Annotated in this window: 12 protein-coding genes and 2 tRNA genes; 8 read left to right on the forward strand and 6 right to left on the reverse strand. The window is 44.1% G+C overall.

Annotation, left to right across the window (positions count from 1 at the left end):
• From BN35_RS11235 to BN35_RS11255, 5 genes are all read left to right on the forward strand, one after another.
• Positions 1-841 (forward strand): type IX secretion system plug protein (locus BN35_RS11235; RefSeq protein WP_044071529.1); only part of this gene is annotated, 841 nt, incomplete at its 5' end.
• A 146-nt stretch (positions 842-987) separates the two neighbouring features.
• Positions 988-1,060 (forward strand) — tRNA-Thr (locus tag BN35_RS11240).
• Positions 1,061-1,065: 5 nt separating this feature from the next.
• A tRNA-Gly gene (locus BN35_RS11245) sits at positions 1,066-1,136 on the forward strand.
• 195 nt (positions 1,137-1,331) lie between these two features.
• Positions 1,332-1,676: an ISAon1 family transposase N-terminal region protein gene (locus BN35_RS11250; protein WP_025072317.1), complete on the forward strand. Its 345-nt coding sequence runs from the start codon at positions 1,332-1,334 to the stop codon at positions 1,674-1,676.
• 1 nt (position 1,677) lies between these two features.
• Complete coding sequence (locus BN35_RS11255) at positions 1,678-2,661, forward strand: ISAon1 family transposase (RefSeq protein ID WP_458692671.1); 984 nt, start codon at positions 1,678-1,680, stop codon at positions 2,659-2,661.
• A gap of 209 nt (positions 2,662-2,870) precedes the next feature.
• Here the strand turns inward: BN35_RS11255 and BN35_RS11260 are convergent, their stop codons facing one another.
• Positions 2,871-4,376 (reverse strand): glutamine synthetase family protein, encoded by a 1,506-nt coding sequence (locus tag BN35_RS11260; RefSeq protein WP_025072319.1) that lies wholly within the window; start codon positions 4,374-4,376, stop codon positions 2,871-2,873.
• Positions 4,377-4,709: 333 nt separating this feature from the next.
• Between BN35_RS11260 and BN35_RS11265 the strand changes: the two genes are divergently transcribed.
• From BN35_RS11265 to BN35_RS11275, 3 genes are read left to right on the forward strand one after another with little or no spacing between them, the layout of a single operon-like run.
• On the forward strand, positions 4,710-5,630 hold the full coding sequence (locus BN35_RS11265; RefSeq protein ID WP_028901346.1) for a glycosyltransferase family 2 protein: 921 nt from the start codon (positions 4,710-4,712) through the stop codon (positions 5,628-5,630).
• A complete protein-coding gene (locus BN35_RS11270) occupies positions 5,582-6,559 on the forward strand; it encodes a glycosyltransferase (protein WP_028901345.1) in 978 nt (325 codons plus the stop codon). Before BN35_RS11265 ends, BN35_RS11270 begins: the two co-directional genes overlap by 49 nt.
• Positions 6,556-7,671 carry a glycosyltransferase family protein gene (locus BN35_RS11275; RefSeq protein WP_025072321.1) on the forward strand — a complete coding sequence of 372 codons (1,116 nt, stop codon included), beginning with the start codon at positions 6,556-6,558 and terminating at the stop codon, positions 7,669-7,671. Before BN35_RS11270 ends, BN35_RS11275 begins: the two co-directional genes overlap by 4 nt.
• Before the next feature lie 93 nt (positions 7,672-7,764).
• Here the strand turns inward: BN35_RS11275 and BN35_RS11280 are convergent, their stop codons facing one another.
• Genes BN35_RS11280 through BN35_RS11300 form a run of 5 tightly spaced genes read right to left on the reverse strand, consistent with a single transcriptional unit; the run spans position 7,765 to position 15,730 of the window.
• Complete coding sequence (locus BN35_RS11280) at positions 7,765-9,822, reverse strand: NAD(+) synthase (protein WP_025072322.1); 2,058 nt, start codon at positions 9,820-9,822, stop codon at positions 7,765-7,767.
• 44 nt (positions 9,823-9,866) lie between these two features.
• Entirely contained in the window at positions 9,867-11,039 is a 1,173-nt protein-coding gene (locus BN35_RS11285) for a DUF2027 domain-containing protein (protein WP_025072323.1), read from the reverse strand.
• 50 nt (positions 11,040-11,089) lie between these two features.
• Entirely contained in the window at positions 11,090-12,388 is a 1,299-nt protein-coding gene (locus BN35_RS11290; protein WP_025072324.1) for an S-adenosylmethionine:tRNA ribosyltransferase-isomerase, read from the reverse strand.
• 21 nt (positions 12,389-12,409) lie between these two features.
• Positions 12,410-13,108, reverse strand: coding sequence for a phosphatase PAP2 family protein (locus tag BN35_RS11295; protein WP_025072325.1), 699 nt, complete (start codon positions 13,106-13,108; stop codon positions 12,410-12,412).
• Between the two features lie 24 nt (positions 13,109-13,132).
• Positions 13,133-15,730 carry a BatD family protein gene (locus BN35_RS11300; protein WP_028901219.1) on the reverse strand — a complete coding sequence of 866 codons (2,598 nt, stop codon included), beginning with the start codon at positions 15,728-15,730 and terminating at the stop codon, positions 13,133-13,135.
• Between the last annotated feature and the right edge of the window lie 15 nt (positions 15,731-15,745).

Here is a 15,745-nt window from a genome sequence, read left to right on the forward strand (position 1 = left end):
TGACAATGAAAAAATACTGACCGTTTGCTTCATGGTTGTTGAGCCTTTAGCGCAAATTGGCTTAGATGTAACGGATAACACGGACTGGGATATTCGAGGAAGTCATCAACAAGTCAACATGACTGTGAGATATGGCAACCTGTCTGTCACTGATCCACAAACACAACTCCAAACAGTGGTGCTTCAAAATGGGATATGGACACAGCAACGATTCAACATTAAGCCACAGTACATCACACCAGAGGGACTCCGTTGGGAACATAATGAGGCACTTATATTTAATGGTGGCAACGAATATCGCAAATTTGAAACCTTAGATGTCAACCATCCCACAATGGGAATAGAAACAGTTGGCTGGGATGGTACCGACTATCATGCCTATGTTTGGACAGACGAGCCTCGCCCCAGCTATGTTTACGACGAGGATGCGAATGGCAGTTTTTATATTAGGAATAGTGACAACATCGAAAACAACACCACCTCAGAATATCAGATAGTTCACTTTCGTTTACGAGCTCCGCAGCAAACTGGCGAGGTTTACCTGCATGGCAATTGGACTCATCATCAGCTTTCACCCGAATATCGAATGACTTATCATCGAGATACGAAGTGTTATGAGGGTTCTGTACTTCTCAAACAAGGATATTACTCCTATCAATATGTCGTTGTCAATAACCAAAACGAACTAAAACCTGTATCATCAGAGGGCAATTTTTATCAAACAGAAAACAAATATCAAGCACTTCTCTACTTTAGAGGAGCAGGCGAACGCACTGACCGACTTGTTGGTTATCAACAGGTAAGCTACAAAATAGGGGCTACGACATCACTAAATCGATGAAGAAGAAAACAGTCGCAAGCGTTCCAGCTATCCAAAACCGACCTGCTAAAAATGTTAATAAACTCTAATCTCTTTGATATGTGTCCTTGAACTATTGGTATATATCAAGCAAATTGCTTACCTTTGCATTCGCCTAAATAAGAAACGCCGATATGGCTCAGTTGGTAGAGCAACTCATTCGTAATGAGTAGGTCCCCGGTTCGAGTCCGGGTATCGGCTCTCTTGCGGAATTAGCACATCGGTAGTGCGTGGGCTTCCCAAGCCTGAGAGGCGGGTTCGATTCCCGTATTCCGCTCTATTTCTTTTGTTAGAACATTCTACACTCCCCTATTTTCGGGTCAGTCGTAAAACGGGTCAGTCGTAAAACCCAGTTGCATCCCTCTCTCCTCATGCACATAATTTCATAGGTATTTGGGGTCAGTCGTAAAACCCAGTTGCATCCCTCTCTCCTCATGCACATAATTTCATAGGTATTTGTTATCTTTGCATCATGAAGACCGAGCAATTGTTGCGTTGTATCTTTCCAGAGATACTCGCAGATTATTTTGATGTGATAGATATCCAAGAGAGCATTTCCCAGATAGACTTCTGGTTGGATGAGCGTAACTTTATGGAAGAGGTAGACCGCAAGGCCGGCACAGTAAGCAGTTACGGCTTTACCGCCGAACGGGTTGTCCATGACTTTCCCCTTCGTGGCAAGCCCGTTTACCTTCATGTCCGCCGTCGAAAATGGCGTGACAGTTCCACGGGTGAGATATTCAGTTATTCTTACGATGACCTGACGGCTGAGGGCAGCAAACTATCCCCTGAGTTCGTTTCTTTTTTAAAAGAGTAGAATTGAGTCTACTGCGGAGAGCATTACAGGTATTGGTTCTCACTATGGCGTAGACGGCAAGCAGCTTTCCACCCAATACAAGGAGCATTTCAGCGATTATCGCCAGTGGGAGCAGTTGTCGCATGCGGGAGACTGGCTGCTGTTTGATGAGAACCTGGGAGAGAGCCTAAGTATCGATGAGACTTGTCTAAGCAGCGGTGAGGTCTATACGTTTCTGACCAACAAGGCTGGCAAAGGTGGCAGGGGTACGCTGGTAGCTGTGGTCAGGGGAACAAAAGCCGAAGATGTGATCCGTGTTCTGGAAAAGATTGACCTTTCCAAAAGAAAGACTGTCAAGGAGATAACGCTTGACTTATCTTCCTCTATGATGATTATTGCGCGCACGGTGTTCCCCAAGGCACTCATCACCAGTGACAGGTTTCATGTGCAGAAACTTTACTATGACGCTTTGGACGACATGCGCATAGCCTACCGGTGGACTGCGAGGGATAAGGAAAATGAGGAGATGAAGGAAGCCAAAGCCAAGAACGAAACCTACAAACCATTCAGATACAGCAACGGTGACACACGCAAGCAACTACTTGACAGGGCGAAGTTTATACTGACTAAACACAAGTCCAAGTGGACGGAATCGCAAAGGCTAAGGGCGGAAATAATCTTTGAAAACTACCCAGAACTCAAAAAAGCTTATAACCTGGCCATGGAACTTACCGATATTTATAATGCCAAAAGCATCAAGGACGCAGCAAGGCTGAAACTGGCTAAGTGGTTTAACGAGGTAGAGAAGTTGGGGGTGGACAACTTCTATACGGTGATTGACACCTTTAAGAACCATTATGATACCATACTCAATTTCTTTGTCAACAGAGCCACAAATGCCAATGCTGAATCCTTCAATGCAAAAGTCAAAGCCTTCAGGGCACAGTTCAGGGGAGTAACGGATATTCCTTTCTTCCTTTACAGGCTTATGAAATTATGTGCATGAGAGGGAGGGGTGCAACTGGGTTTTACGACTGACCCCTTTAAAGAATTAAGAGATGTTAAGGAACTCGGGCGGCAACTATGCCCCTTTATCCTTCATTGTTTAATACCGCAGTTTTTAAAATATCAGGAGTTAAGGGATTGTGTAGCCGAGGTTGTCTCTTTGGCTCCGCAACTCCTTAACTCCTGAATATCTATTTTGCCGTTGCAGGCTTATCCGCAGTGGAAGTATTCCTGCACGATCTTCTTCGTGGCATCGTGGTTCTTCTCGATGTCGTGGCGGAGCGTGCGGTCATTGAATGAGCGTAGCTGCTTGATGATGCCGTCGATCATGGCCTTGCTGAACACGCCCTTCTCCTCATACACCGCGCGCTGGCGCTCGAGGCAGTCGGCGGATGCGCAGCAGCTGTCAGGCAACTGAGCCAGTTTACTGAGTTTGTCGGCGTTTGCTGCATCGTGTATGTTGACGTTGACGTATGTGCTGTCTGCCACTTCGAGCGCGTTGTCCATCTCGAAGCCATGGCGGCATGCCACGCAGAGGCCGGCGATGAGTTGGTACAGGTCGGCGCTGCCGTCCGGTGAGCGCATCTCCACCGTCTGCTTTGCCGATGTGTCGGCGATGGCCTCCGGCTCCTGCGGGTTTGCTGCGTGGCAGAGGTCGATGCCTGCTGTCCATCCGAGCGGCACTCTGACGAGCACGCTGCGGTTGCGGTCGCCCCAGCAAACGTTTGTCGGCGCTTCCTGATGCGGCACGAGGCGGAAATATGACGTTGGGTTCTTGTTGCCAAAGGCGGTGATGCTCTCTGCCAGGTCCATCATTCCGGCGATGGCCTTGCGCGCTGCGGCGCTCAGTTTCCCGCCATCGAGCATCTGGTTCTTGCCGTCCTTCACCATGCGCATGTGTATGTGCAGCCCGCTTCCTGCCTTGCCCACGGTGATCTTCGGGGCGAACGTCACGTTGAGCCCCATCTCGTATGCCAGGTTCCTAATAGCCCATTTCGCCAGCATGAGCTGGTCGGCGGCTTTCTCGGCGTACACCGGCAGGAACTCAATCTCGTTCTGTTCGTAGAGCAGGCCGTCCTCTGTGAAGTTGCCCACTTCCGAGTGCCCGTATTTTATCTCCCCTCCGGTCTGTGCCACATAGAGCATGCACTGCTGGCGGAAGTCGTTCATCTTGGCATACGGGGCAGACTCGTGGTATCCGTGCTGGTCGATTGCCGGGAACACCTCCGGGTCTTCGTCTATGACGTAGTATTCGAGCTCGCCCATCGCATAGAACTCCATTCCCGTTGTCTCGCGGAATGCGCGGCACGCCTTGCGCAGCGTGTTCTCGGGAGAAGATGCGAGCGGATTGCCGTCTTTGTCGAAGTAACTGCACAACATGCAGAGCGTCGGGATTTCTGCGAACGGGTCGAGGAACGCCGTGCTGAAACGCGGCAGCACATACAGGTCACTGCTTCCCGCCTCGATGAATGAGAACAGGCTCGAGCCGTCGACACGCTCACCGCATGTCAGTATGGTTTCAAGGTAATCCCTGTTCGTGATGACAAAGTTGAGGGTCTTCAACTTGCCGTCGTCCGCAGGATACATGAAATTGACCATCTTCACTTCATTGGCCTCGATGAAGCGGATGATGTCTGCCTTCGTAAATTCTTCCGTAGGCTTCTGCAGGAATGCCACCACGGGGTTGGCATTCATTGCCAGTTCTGCTTTTGTCATAATTGTATTAAATTTTACAGGTTAGTAATGTAATTTTGCTTGCAAAATTAGTTATTTGTTTTCACACCGCCAAATAAAAACATGGAAATAATGCGGGGGGGGGAGATTATAGACATAAAGTTTTGGATTATTTGATAAAGACAACGGGAATAGATCCTATAAAAAGATTTTTTCCTAACAAATTACGGAATTATCTTGCTCGAAGCCACTTATAACTACCAACAACCTTCCTTCCATGAAAGAGCGGTGAGAGTTACTTAACAAAACACGAAACCTATTTGTGTTTATGCGTAGAAACAGTTACCTTTGCAGATACGTTACAACAGTCAAGACATGCTATTAAGTATCATCATACCTGTCTATTTTGTCGAGGAAACATTGCAACGATGTGTGAAGAGTATTTTGCAACAAACCTTTACCGACTGGGAACTTATCTTGGTAGATGACGGTTCACCTGACGGTTGTCCTGCGCTGTGCGATGAGTATTGCCAGCAAGATGCCCGCATCAAAGTGGTACATCAAGCCAATGGCGGACTAAGTGCTGCTCGCAATACTGGGTTGTTACAGGCACAAGGTAGCTACGTCACGTTTTTAGACAGTGACGACTATGTGCGCAAAGACACCTACCAACAAATGATGCAACAATTGGTGGAACAACCAGAGATAGATATCATTGAATATCCTATCACTCTCCACACTGGAAACAAACAGCGAGAAAAGATATTATCCTTTCCTGCAAAGCGTTACAACAATATGCTCACCTATTGGTTTGAGAGTCAAGCCTACCTACACACCTACGCTTGTAACAAGGTGTACAAACGCAAGCTTTTCAACCAAGTACGCTATCCTGTGAATAAGGTGTTTGAAGATGTGTACACCCTACCATTGCTATTACGACAAAGCAAGGTGGTAGCCACCACCGATAAAGGTATGTATTTCTACGTTGACAATCCGCAGGGCATCACCGCAACGGCTGGTGGTGAACAACTCAAGGATTTGCTGCATGCCCATCTTGCTTTGTTACAAGAATCTCAATTAACAGAACATGAGGGATTTGCCACTTACTACGAACACATATTAAATATACAAATGGATGTCTGCGAGATGACGGGAGCAAAACCCACTCTACCCTCATTCAGCTTTCATGGTCAGCAAGACATTCCATTCAAGACGAGGCTTTCCAGTCTCATAGGAATACAACGCTTATGCCAACTGAACCAATTTATACACAAGGTGTATCGAAGAAGCCGTTAGTGAGCTTCATCATACCCGTTTACAATTTGCCATTATCAATGGTTATCGAGTGCTTAGACAGTATTCTGATGCTATCGCTTGACGCACAAAACTGCGAGATAATTGTGGTGGATGACGGCTCCGACACGTTTCTCCTCAGTGCATTGAACGCTTATCTCGACAAAATTGTCTATATACGCCAGCCCAACCAAGGGGCTGCAAGTGCTCGTAATATGGGGTTGTGTGTCGCCAAAGGTGAATATATCCAGTTTGTCGATGGCGACGATGCACTCATCCCCTTTGTCTATGAACATTGTTTGGATCTTGTGCGATGTCAGAATGCTGAGATGGTGAAGTTCGATTTGACACGTAACAAAAAGCAAAAGAATACCTATAGTGTTGAGGGTCCCATGACTGGTAGCCAATATATGAGTACACACAACCTTAAAGTCGCTGTTTGGAGCATGCTCTTTAAGCGTGATTTGTTGTGGGGATTAAGATTTACACCGGGCTTGTTGAACGAAGACGAGGAATTTACACCCCTGCTCATCTTGCGCACCGAACGATTGTACATTACCGATGCTAAGGCGTATTACTATCGAAAGAGAGACAACTCGTGTACCACGAGCAAAAATAAGAAAACCCAACTGCAACGCTTGAAAGATACCCTTCGGATATTGGGACAATTTCAGCGACGCATAGACACGCTGCCTCTCATGGAACGAAACGCCATGCAGCGACGCATCGCACAGCTCTCAATGGACTATATATATAATGTGGCACGCTATACGCACAGTCTTCACCGACTTGAAACTGCTTTGCGGGAGATGAGGCGACATGGGTTATATCCGCTACCCGACAAGAAATATACCCGTAAGTATAGCCTTTTCAGACGGTTAATACGCACCAAAGCAGGCAGATATTTGCTCATTTTAATGACATTGAGATGAAGATTTTGCTTTTAGGAGAATACAGCAATGTGCACTGGACATTGGCAGAAGGACTGCGACAGTTGGGACACACGGTAATAGTGGTATCGAATGGTGACTTCTGGAAGAACTATCAGCGCGACATCGATTTGTCAAGAACACTGGGAAAATTAGGTGGTATGCGCTATATGGCGAAACTATATCGCTTACTCCCCCTGTTATGTGGCTATGATGTCGTGCAGGTGATTAATCCGATGTTCTTGGAAATCAAAGCACACCGCATTATGCCCATTTACAAATACTTGCGCAAACACAACAAAAAAATATTTATGGGTGCCTTTGGAATGGACTACTACTGGGTTCACACCTGTTGCACCGACATGCCGCTGGAGTATAGCGATTTCAATATGGGCAAAGAATTGCGCCAAACAGCCAATGCACTAAAAGAGCAAAGGGACTGGTTAGGGACGGATAAAAAATGGCTCAATGAATATATGGCACACAATTGTGACGGCATCATTGCAGGACTTTACGAATATTGGGTATGCTACCACGCCCACTTTCCCGACAAAACAACGTTCATCCCCTTTCCTATTCGGACAAAAACGATGAGAGAAAGGCAACCAATGACGAAAGGTGACCATCGGCTAAAACTGTTTATAGGCATCAATCGTGAACGGTCTGTCTACAAAGGAACAGACATCATGTTGAAAGCTGCACAAGACCTCGTGTTGAAATATCCTCATCAAGTGAGTTTGCAAATAGCAGAAAGTGTTCCTTTTGAGCAATACCAACGCATGATGAACGGAGCAGATGTCATTCTGGATCAGCTTTACAGTTATACTCCTGCCATGAATGCGCTTGAAGCAATGAGCAAGGGAATTGTGTGTGTAGGGGGTGGCGAACCTGAAAACTACCAGCTATTGCACGAAGACACGTTGAGACCAATCGTGAATGTAAAACCCTGTTATGAAAGTGTTTACCACGAATTGGAGAGCCTGATATTGCATCCAGAAAGACTCAGTGTTCTTCAACAACAAAGCATCGCATACATTCAAAAGCACCATGATTACGTGAAAGTGGCGCAACAGTATGTCGACTTTTATAATAGCAGCGAACCAGTCGCCAAGTAAAAAGAGTAAAAAGAAAATCAGCGCACAACGGTTGATTTCCTTTTTACTCTATATCATCTAATTTTGTTTTGACAAGCGAACTAATAGTACGCTTTAGAGAGTATCGCACTCTTCAAGCCACAACCTGCTGATAGCATCACTTGGCATACGCCAATCGCCACGAGGACTCAGGCTGACACTCGTCACCTTAGGTCCATCGGGCAAGCAAGAACGCTTGAACTGTTGTGAGAAGAAACGCTTGAAAAATACCTTGAGCCATTTTTTGATAGTCTCCTCGTCATATTGTCCTTTCATTTGAAGAGCATCGTTTGGTTGATGTTGCCCCTCTTGTGCCATGCTTTCAGTAAAGGCTTTCTTTGCCAAAAGGAATATTTTACGAGGTCTGAACCCAAAGCGAAGCACGTAATACAAGAAGAAATCGTGCAACTCGTAAGGCCCTACCAAATCTTCTGTCTTTTGTTCTATCTTCCCTTGTTCGTTGGCAGGAGTTAACTCAGGAGAAATAGGGGTATTGATGACGTCTAAAAGTATCGTCGCAATGTCTTGATTTTCGGCAAGGTGTTGAGCGTAATAGCTAACCAAATGACGCAGCAAAGTCTTGGGTATGCCAGTATTGACCGCATACATAGACATGTGGTCTCCGTTGTAGGTTGCCCATCCCAAAGCCAATTCGGACATATCGCCTGTGCCAACAACAAGTCCATTGAGCTGGTTACTTAAATCCATGAGAATTTGCGTGCGTTCACGAGCTTGACTGTTTTCGTAGGTCACATCTTGCACTTGTGGGTCGTGTCCAATATCTTCAAAGTGTTGCAGTACACTCTTTTCGATGTTGATTTCCTTGACCGTGACACCCAGTTTGTGCATGAGGTCCATGGCATTGTGGTAAGTACGTCCAGTAGTTCCGAACCCTGGCATCGTGACACCTATAATTCCCTTTCTATCCAGTCCCAACTTATCAAAGGTCAAGACGCAGACGAGCAAAGCCAAAGTTGAATCCAATCCGCCACTAACTCCAAGGACAGCCGTCTTGGCTTGTATATGTGACAATCGTGTGGCAAGTGCCATGGTTTGTATGTTGAGCACTTCAACACAGCTATCTAGCAAGAGATTCGGGGCGGGGACAAAAGGATGTGGATTTATCTTCCGCTCAAGTGTGAAGGTTGTTTCATTCTCTGGAGCTATACACGAAATATAATGGATAGCCGAGGTGTTGTTGAAAATAGCAAACTGGTTAGGACTCAAACTGCTTGAAAATCCTCTTTGACTGGCAAAGGTGTTGACTTGTCGCTGCGCATTTACGTAAGTAGAGTTGGTACGACGCTCCGCTCTCAGCATTTCAATATCTATCTGTGCACAATGGATTTGGCTTTCCATAGTGAAACGCTTTCCTTCTGCCAACAATACGCCATTCTCATAAATAAGTCCATTGCCTGCATAAACCAAGTCTTGTGTGCTTTCGCCATAACCACTGGCTGCATAGATGTAACCTGTGATGGTGCGCGAACTCTGCTGTGACAAGAGACTCTTGAGGTAGTCGAACTTGCCAATGACGACATCACTGGCAGAGAGGTTGAAAATCAGGTCAGCTCCAGCCAATGCCAACGTGTTGCTGGGAGGAACGGGCGCCCAAACATCTTCACAAATCTCTACGCCGAACTGCACCCCATCGTCAGTAGTATATATCTGAGGATCAGGAGTTACCACGATGTTTTGACCCGCATAACGAATGGTAGTCTCCTTCAAATCCTGCGAAGAAGCAAACCATCTCTTTTCATAAAACTCACTGTAGTCGGGCAAGTAGGTCTTCGGAATGACACCCAAGATTTGCCCTCGCTGGATGACCATCGCACAGTTGAGTAACAAATCACCCACCACAATGGGCAAGCCTACGATACTAATTATATCCAACTGACGTGTGAAGTCGAGCAAATGAAGAATGGAAACCTCGGAAGCCTCGAGTAGAAGCTTCTGTTGGAATAAGTCTTGGCAGGTGTAGGATGTAATTCCTAACTCTGGAAATACAATAATTTCAACTCCTTGCTCTTCAGCTTGCTGAATTTGGGCCATTGTTTGTTCTACATTGTATATGCAGTCAGCCACTTTCACTAATGGCACTGCACAGGCCACTTTAACAAATCCACCGTTCATCATAATAAGATTATAAGTTAATAAAATAAAGTCTATTGAAACCATTAACGAATTGTCACTTGGGTTGCCCCATAGCCATATTCTTGAAAACTCGCATCTTGGTATTGGTATTTCTTGTATCGATAATTCAAATCATTAATCAACGCTCTACGTAGTACGCCCTCCCCTTTACCATGGATGAAGACAATGCGTTGCCCCTTCTTATCTTTATATTGTTGAAGGGTGTCGCGAAACTTTTGCAATTGGAAATTGAGAATGTCTATGGCACTCATACCTGTAGTTGTATCTAATAGCTCGTGGGCATGCAAATCCACGACAACAATGTCTTCATCTCCACGATGTTTCAGTTGGAATGGGTTTCCTGTTTGTTTGCGAGCATTATATCGGCGGACATAAGTATCGTTCCCTTTCTCGTTAGCTTTAGTCACCTCGATATGGTCTTTTGGCTCTTTCTGATACATTTCTTCCTTCAATTGCTTGGAATCTACGACTAAAGGACGGGTCACTTTGTCGTTTTCTACAATCGTATATAGCAAGGCAGGAAGTTCAAAGAAATCATTTTCTTGAAAGGTATGAAGCTTATAGAACTTTACGGTATCTATTCTGAATTGCACATCTATCGTGGGCTTCAACATAAAAGACTTGTCACGCTTGTACGAGAGCAATTGAATCGCCACGTGTCCTAAATCGTTCAGGTCTTCTTTTCCAAACTCTTCGATAAATTCTTTCGTGTTTGGTTCCACCTCCATGCTACTCTTCAGCTTCCAACTGTTACCCTCTGCCGATAAATATGTAAACCTAACGTAGTAGTTGCTATCGTTGACAAAGTAACTTTCAAAACGAGTATGCGTCATATCCTTCATGTCCATGGGGACAAAAGCCAGATAGCAACTCAGCAGATTGCCACCTTTTCTCTCCTCTGTTGGTGTGCGAAAAGAGATTTCCTTGGTGGATGGGTCATCGTCAATCGGTTCTTCTTCGTCATCGGATGCCGATGAAGTAAGCGCATTTTTTACCGATGTGGGCTTAGGAAGTGTAGATCCAACAACTTTCCCGGTGCTATAATCGTCATCTATTACTTGTATCACATCATTGATGGGAGTTGGGATTTGAAAGCCATCTTCATCTTCCACCAATACAATACTTTTTCCTTGGAATCCAGCAATGACACCACCACCCGACTCGCTAAGAAATCTTACTTTATCTCCTATTTTCATATTGTCGTTTCTTTCTTTAGTTAAATAACTGTTGACTCATTGAAACCTGCTTAAGGAATCAACAAACTGCTGTCACCATAGCTTAGGAATCGGAACTGGTGTGCCAGTGCATAATCATAGATGGTACGCCAATCACCGTTTACGAACGCACTCACAAGAAGCAACAAAGTGCTTTGTGGTTGGTGAAAGTTGGTAATTAGCATCTTGACAATTTTATACTGATAACCAGGTGCTATGATGATTTGTGTCGAGCTATGTAAGCTCTCAAGCTCATTTCTTACTAAATAGTCCAACACGTTTTGTATGGCTTGTTTCGGTGAAATGTTATCTATCAAGCCGCCATCCAAATGTTCAACTTGTCCATTTGTGTGCAGTCGTTCATAAGGAGCCCACTGTTGAACATGCAATTCGTCTTCCGTAGCGTCTGGATGAGTCTCAAGAAACACGCCCATATAGTACAAACTTTCCAAGGTTCGCACACTCGTTGTACCAACGGCAATCGCTTCAACATTGTGTCTTAGCAATTTTTCAAGTGTTTGACGATGCACACAGATATATTCGGTATGCATAGCATGTCCTTTTATTTCTTCACTTTTTACAGGTTTGAAGGTGCCTGCTCCCACATGTAAGGTTAACTCTTCTCGGTCAATACCATGCTCATCTAAGCTTTGAAGCACCGAATCGGTGAAGTGTAAACCAGCAGTAGGAGCTGCAACAGAACCCTTAATCTTAGAGTATACCGTCTGGTAGGTAGTTTTATCACTTTCTTGTGTCTCTCTATTCAGATAGGGAGGTATCGGTAATTCGCCGATTGATTCAAGAATCTCGGCAAAAGAAACATCCTCTGCATCCCAATCAAAATCTATCCAATGATGAGTTGAAGGCGTGGCATGAAGTCCCTGAGCAGGCTGATGCTCATCTGTTGTTGGTTCTCTTCGAGTGACTTTTAACGTTACCGATTTTTGATTAATGTGATAAACTCGTGTTAAACTTCCACTCTTCCATTTCTTTAAGTTGCCAATCATACAGTACCATGCGCAATGTCTCTTGCTTTGGAATATCTGTTCATAATCGGCTGGCATGGCTGGTTCCATCAAGAAAACCTCTATCAGTGCACCCGTATCTTTCTTAAAGTGCATACGTGCCTGTATCACCTTTGTATTGTTGAAAATCATCAACGCCCCCTGAGGCAGGTGTTCGTATAAGTTATAAAAGACATCCTCACCCACTTTGCCATGATTGTAAATGAGAAGTTTGCTATGGTCGCGCTGCGCTATTGGGAATTTTGCAATTCTCTCGTCGGGCAGTTCGTACTGATAATCGCTGATGTGTATATGTTTTGTTTCCACTGGAAAATATGTTTATTTTTTTTATGTGTACAAAATTAACGCTTTTAATGTTGAATAGAGCAAGGTTGACACAAAAATAAGGATTACCATATCAATATCTTGAAAGCTATAGCCTGTATTGGTATATTGACTTGAAATAAAGTTTCCTTTTGCTATCACACGGTGAGATAACCTTTGAAATAGATAATAAGTGAAAAATCCCACACCAGTTCCCCAAATAAGTCCTGCAAAAATATCGCTGGGATAATGCACCCCTAAATACAATCGCGTATAGGCATTGAGTAGAGACCATGAGATAAGGAAAATACTTAATAGTCGGCTTCGCACTAAAAGACAAATGAATATGACTATGGAAAGCGTGTTTGAAGCGTGTCCAGAGAAGAAACTGAATGTTCGTGGTCGGTAATTATTAACCACCTCTATTTGATATTTCAACATGGGGTCGTTACATGGACGCATGCGTTCTATCCAGGGCTTGATAGAAATATCAGCAACACCTGTAGATAACAACAAGCATAAGCAAGCAAATCCGAAGATTAAAAGGATTTGAGACATCGTTTCATTATTCTTAATGATGAGATAGAGGAGTGACAAGTACAAGGGTATCCACGTGATACTCGATGTAATGGTCATCATCATTCCATCCCAGAATAATGAGTTTGAGCCATTCAAGCTTTGCAATACTTGCTGGTCAAGTTCTATGAGTGCTTGTATATCCAAATCCTTAAACGATTTCCTTAGTGATTAAATTTCCTCTATCTCTGTCGTCTTTAGCCATCCTTCTCGTCCATCTGATAAGCGAATGCCACGCCAGTCATTAAGTCCTTTGTCCGTGATGTAGACCTTTGTTCCTTCATGAATAACAAACTCGTCGGTACTGCTATTGGAGGGAGTCTTCTTCACCTGTGTGGCAGGAGCAATGACGATAGCTCCTGTTCTGTTCATAAGTAAACGCTTCTGTTGATAAGCAAAGAAGTTACTCATTACAAAAAGGATAAGGAAGCAGCAACCTCCATAGAAGCCTACCTTTCGGAGCAAAAGGTTTGGGACAAACAAATATAAGAGAGCTAAAACGAGTACCAATACAATAGAAACAATTGCTATGTTCGCCCAATTGTCAACACTGGTGTAATTCACCAAAGAGTGATACCATGTCACAAAGAACATCTCGCTCTCTGGTGTAATTTTATCTATTGTTTTGGCAGACGCAAATTGTAGATTAAACTTGATGTCATCATCTCCAGGTGACAATAAGGATGCACGTTCATAAGCAAGAATCGCTTTTGTAAGGTCATCTGTACGGTAATACGCATTTCCAAGATTATAATAAAGGTCAGCACTGACACCTTGTTTCAACAATTCCTCGTACATTTTAATTGCCTCTTGATAACTACCATGCTTGTAAGCCATATCAGCTTCTTGTTTGGTAGTTGCCGAAATTGCCGTTGACCATAGCAACATTGCGAACAGAAGTAATATGAGGTTGGTACGACGATGCGCGCTTTTGTTCATTCTTGCAACCGATTTCAATACATTCTCTATGTTCATAATGGCTGTGATAGCCGAGTCCATTGTCTTATTCATATTTCCAGAGGCGTCACCAGGGGCATATCGTTCAAACTCACATTCATCCAAAGCCGATAAGAATGTATTGACCGTTTCATCGTCTACCGCTTGGTGATGTAAATTATCAGCGATGTTTTCACGCGACAGTTGTTCTACTGGCATGTTCAATTTATCGCTAACATATCCCCATAAGGCTCGCAAAACTTCATCATAAAATTCATTTTGCTTGTTTTGCTCCATGAGTTGACGTGCTTTCTTTAATCGCCTCGTAGCCACTTTGTTCGCTTTCTTTCCTCTCATCTTCACCACATCGGCATGCTCTATAGCACGTTTTCTAAATACAATCAATAATACGACAAAAGTGATAAGTGGAATTAGCAGACTTATCCAATAAGCTGTGGAGCCAAAGAAGAATTTATCAATGGCATGTTGTTTTGTCGTTCCCTCTTTTATGTTACGAATATCATTTTCTTGTGTCTGAGTATAATCTGCTACATTACCAGCGTTTGCCTTTCCTTTCTTCACATTGATTTGGAAAGATTGTGTCTGAATAGTTTTGTAACTGTTAGACCCCGTATCATAATAGGTGAACTTGATTGGTGGCAATTGATATTTTCCTTGGTTTCGAGGAACAGCCAAAATGTCATAAACCATGCTACCTTCTACCCCATTGGCAGTCACTTTGGTCTTGTCTGTCACCTTTGCATCATACTTATCAAAATCTTTTGGAAACTCGATAGTAGGTTGCTTCATCAGCTTTAAATTGCCAATTCCACTCACCACTACACGTAATGTCATAGGTTCTCCAGCCTTTACTTCCGAATGATTGATAGAGGCAGAAATGTTAAACTTACCTACCCCACCAGAAAAATCATTGGGGCGTTTGGGCAAGGGGTCTACTTGAATGTTGATTTCTGGTGCCTTGATATTTCGTTTCACCTCGACATAGCCAGACCCTCCGTTAAAGAATGCTTCGAAAGGATCTACTGCTCGATCTTGTTGCACCACAATTCCCTTGAACGTAATGCTTGGAATTTTCAATTTACCCGTCATTTGTGGATACATCACATATTGACTCCAAGTTACACATCGATAGTTTTTGCCATTGACTTTTTCAATGTGGAAGTTCTTTTGTTGTGGCAGTTTAATCTCCTGTGTATGAAATCCAGTAAGGTCAGGCATTTTACCTTCCAACTGTGTGAGGTCCACTAACGTGTACACCTTGTATGTGAGCAATATGGGCTCTTGTTCATGTACCCGTCGTTTGTTGGCACTCACCTTTATAAAGAGGTCGTTTCCAGAGATTCTACTGCCAGTTGATCTCATCGGCATGTCTGCTCCTTCGTCATCACGCATGGATGGCGTACCATGTCCTTTGCGTGCAGATCCAGAGACAGTTACTTTGACAGATTTTGAGCTAATGACCTTTCCATTGACACGAGCACGAGCCGCTGGAATCGTAAAAGTGCCATTCTTAGAAGCATAGAGCGTATATGTGTAGGTGATAGAGGACGAACTACTCGTTTTTCCATTCACCATCTGATAGCTTGACTGACTGGAAGTGTAAGGGCCTGCGATAATTTCAATTGCTGAAGGAATGTTTCCTGCCCTAAAATCTTCCACGTTTTGGGTGTTGATGGTGTATGAGAGTCTGAAGTTTTCGCCTACAGCTACCTGACTGGGCACAGACACCGAAATGCTTTGTGCATAAGTGTTCAGAGCGCATAGAACACTGAAAATGAGCAGTATAGATGTATATTTTATATATCGATTCATAGATGCAGTTATAAA

It is taken from the genome of Hoylesella timonensis 4401737 = DSM 22865 = JCM 15640 (assembly GCF_000455445.1).
Taxonomy (GTDB): Bacteria; Bacteroidota; Bacteroidia; order Bacteroidales; family Bacteroidaceae; genus Prevotella; species Prevotella timonensis.

Coding starts and splice junctions, on each gene's coding strand:
- BN35_RS11265 (WP_028901346.1), top strand. CDS start 4,710: ATGCTATTAAGTATCATCATACCTGTCTATTTTGTCGAGGAAACATTG.
- BN35_RS11260 (WP_025072319.1), bottom strand. CDS start 4,376: ATGACAAAAGCAGAACTGGCAATGAATGCCAACCCCGTGGTGGCATTC.
- BN35_RS11275 (WP_025072321.1), top strand. CDS start 6,556: ATGAAGATTTTGCTTTTAGGAGAATACAGCAATGTGCACTGGACATTG.
- BN35_RS11300 (WP_028901219.1), bottom strand. CDS start 15,730: ATGAATCGATATATAAAATATACATCTATACTGCTCATTTTCAGTGTT.
- BN35_RS11250 (WP_025072317.1), top strand. CDS start 1,332: ATGAAGACCGAGCAATTGTTGCGTTGTATCTTTCCAGAGATACTCGCA.
- BN35_RS11270 (WP_028901345.1), top strand. CDS start 5,582: ATGCCAACTGAACCAATTTATACACAAGGTGTATCGAAGAAGCCGTTA.
- BN35_RS11280 (WP_025072322.1), bottom strand. CDS start 9,822: ATGAACGGTGGATTTGTTAAAGTGGCCTGTGCAGTGCCATTAGTGAAA.
- BN35_RS11285 (WP_025072323.1), bottom strand. CDS start 11,039: ATGAAAATAGGAGATAAAGTAAGATTTCTTAGCGAGTCGGGTGGTGGT.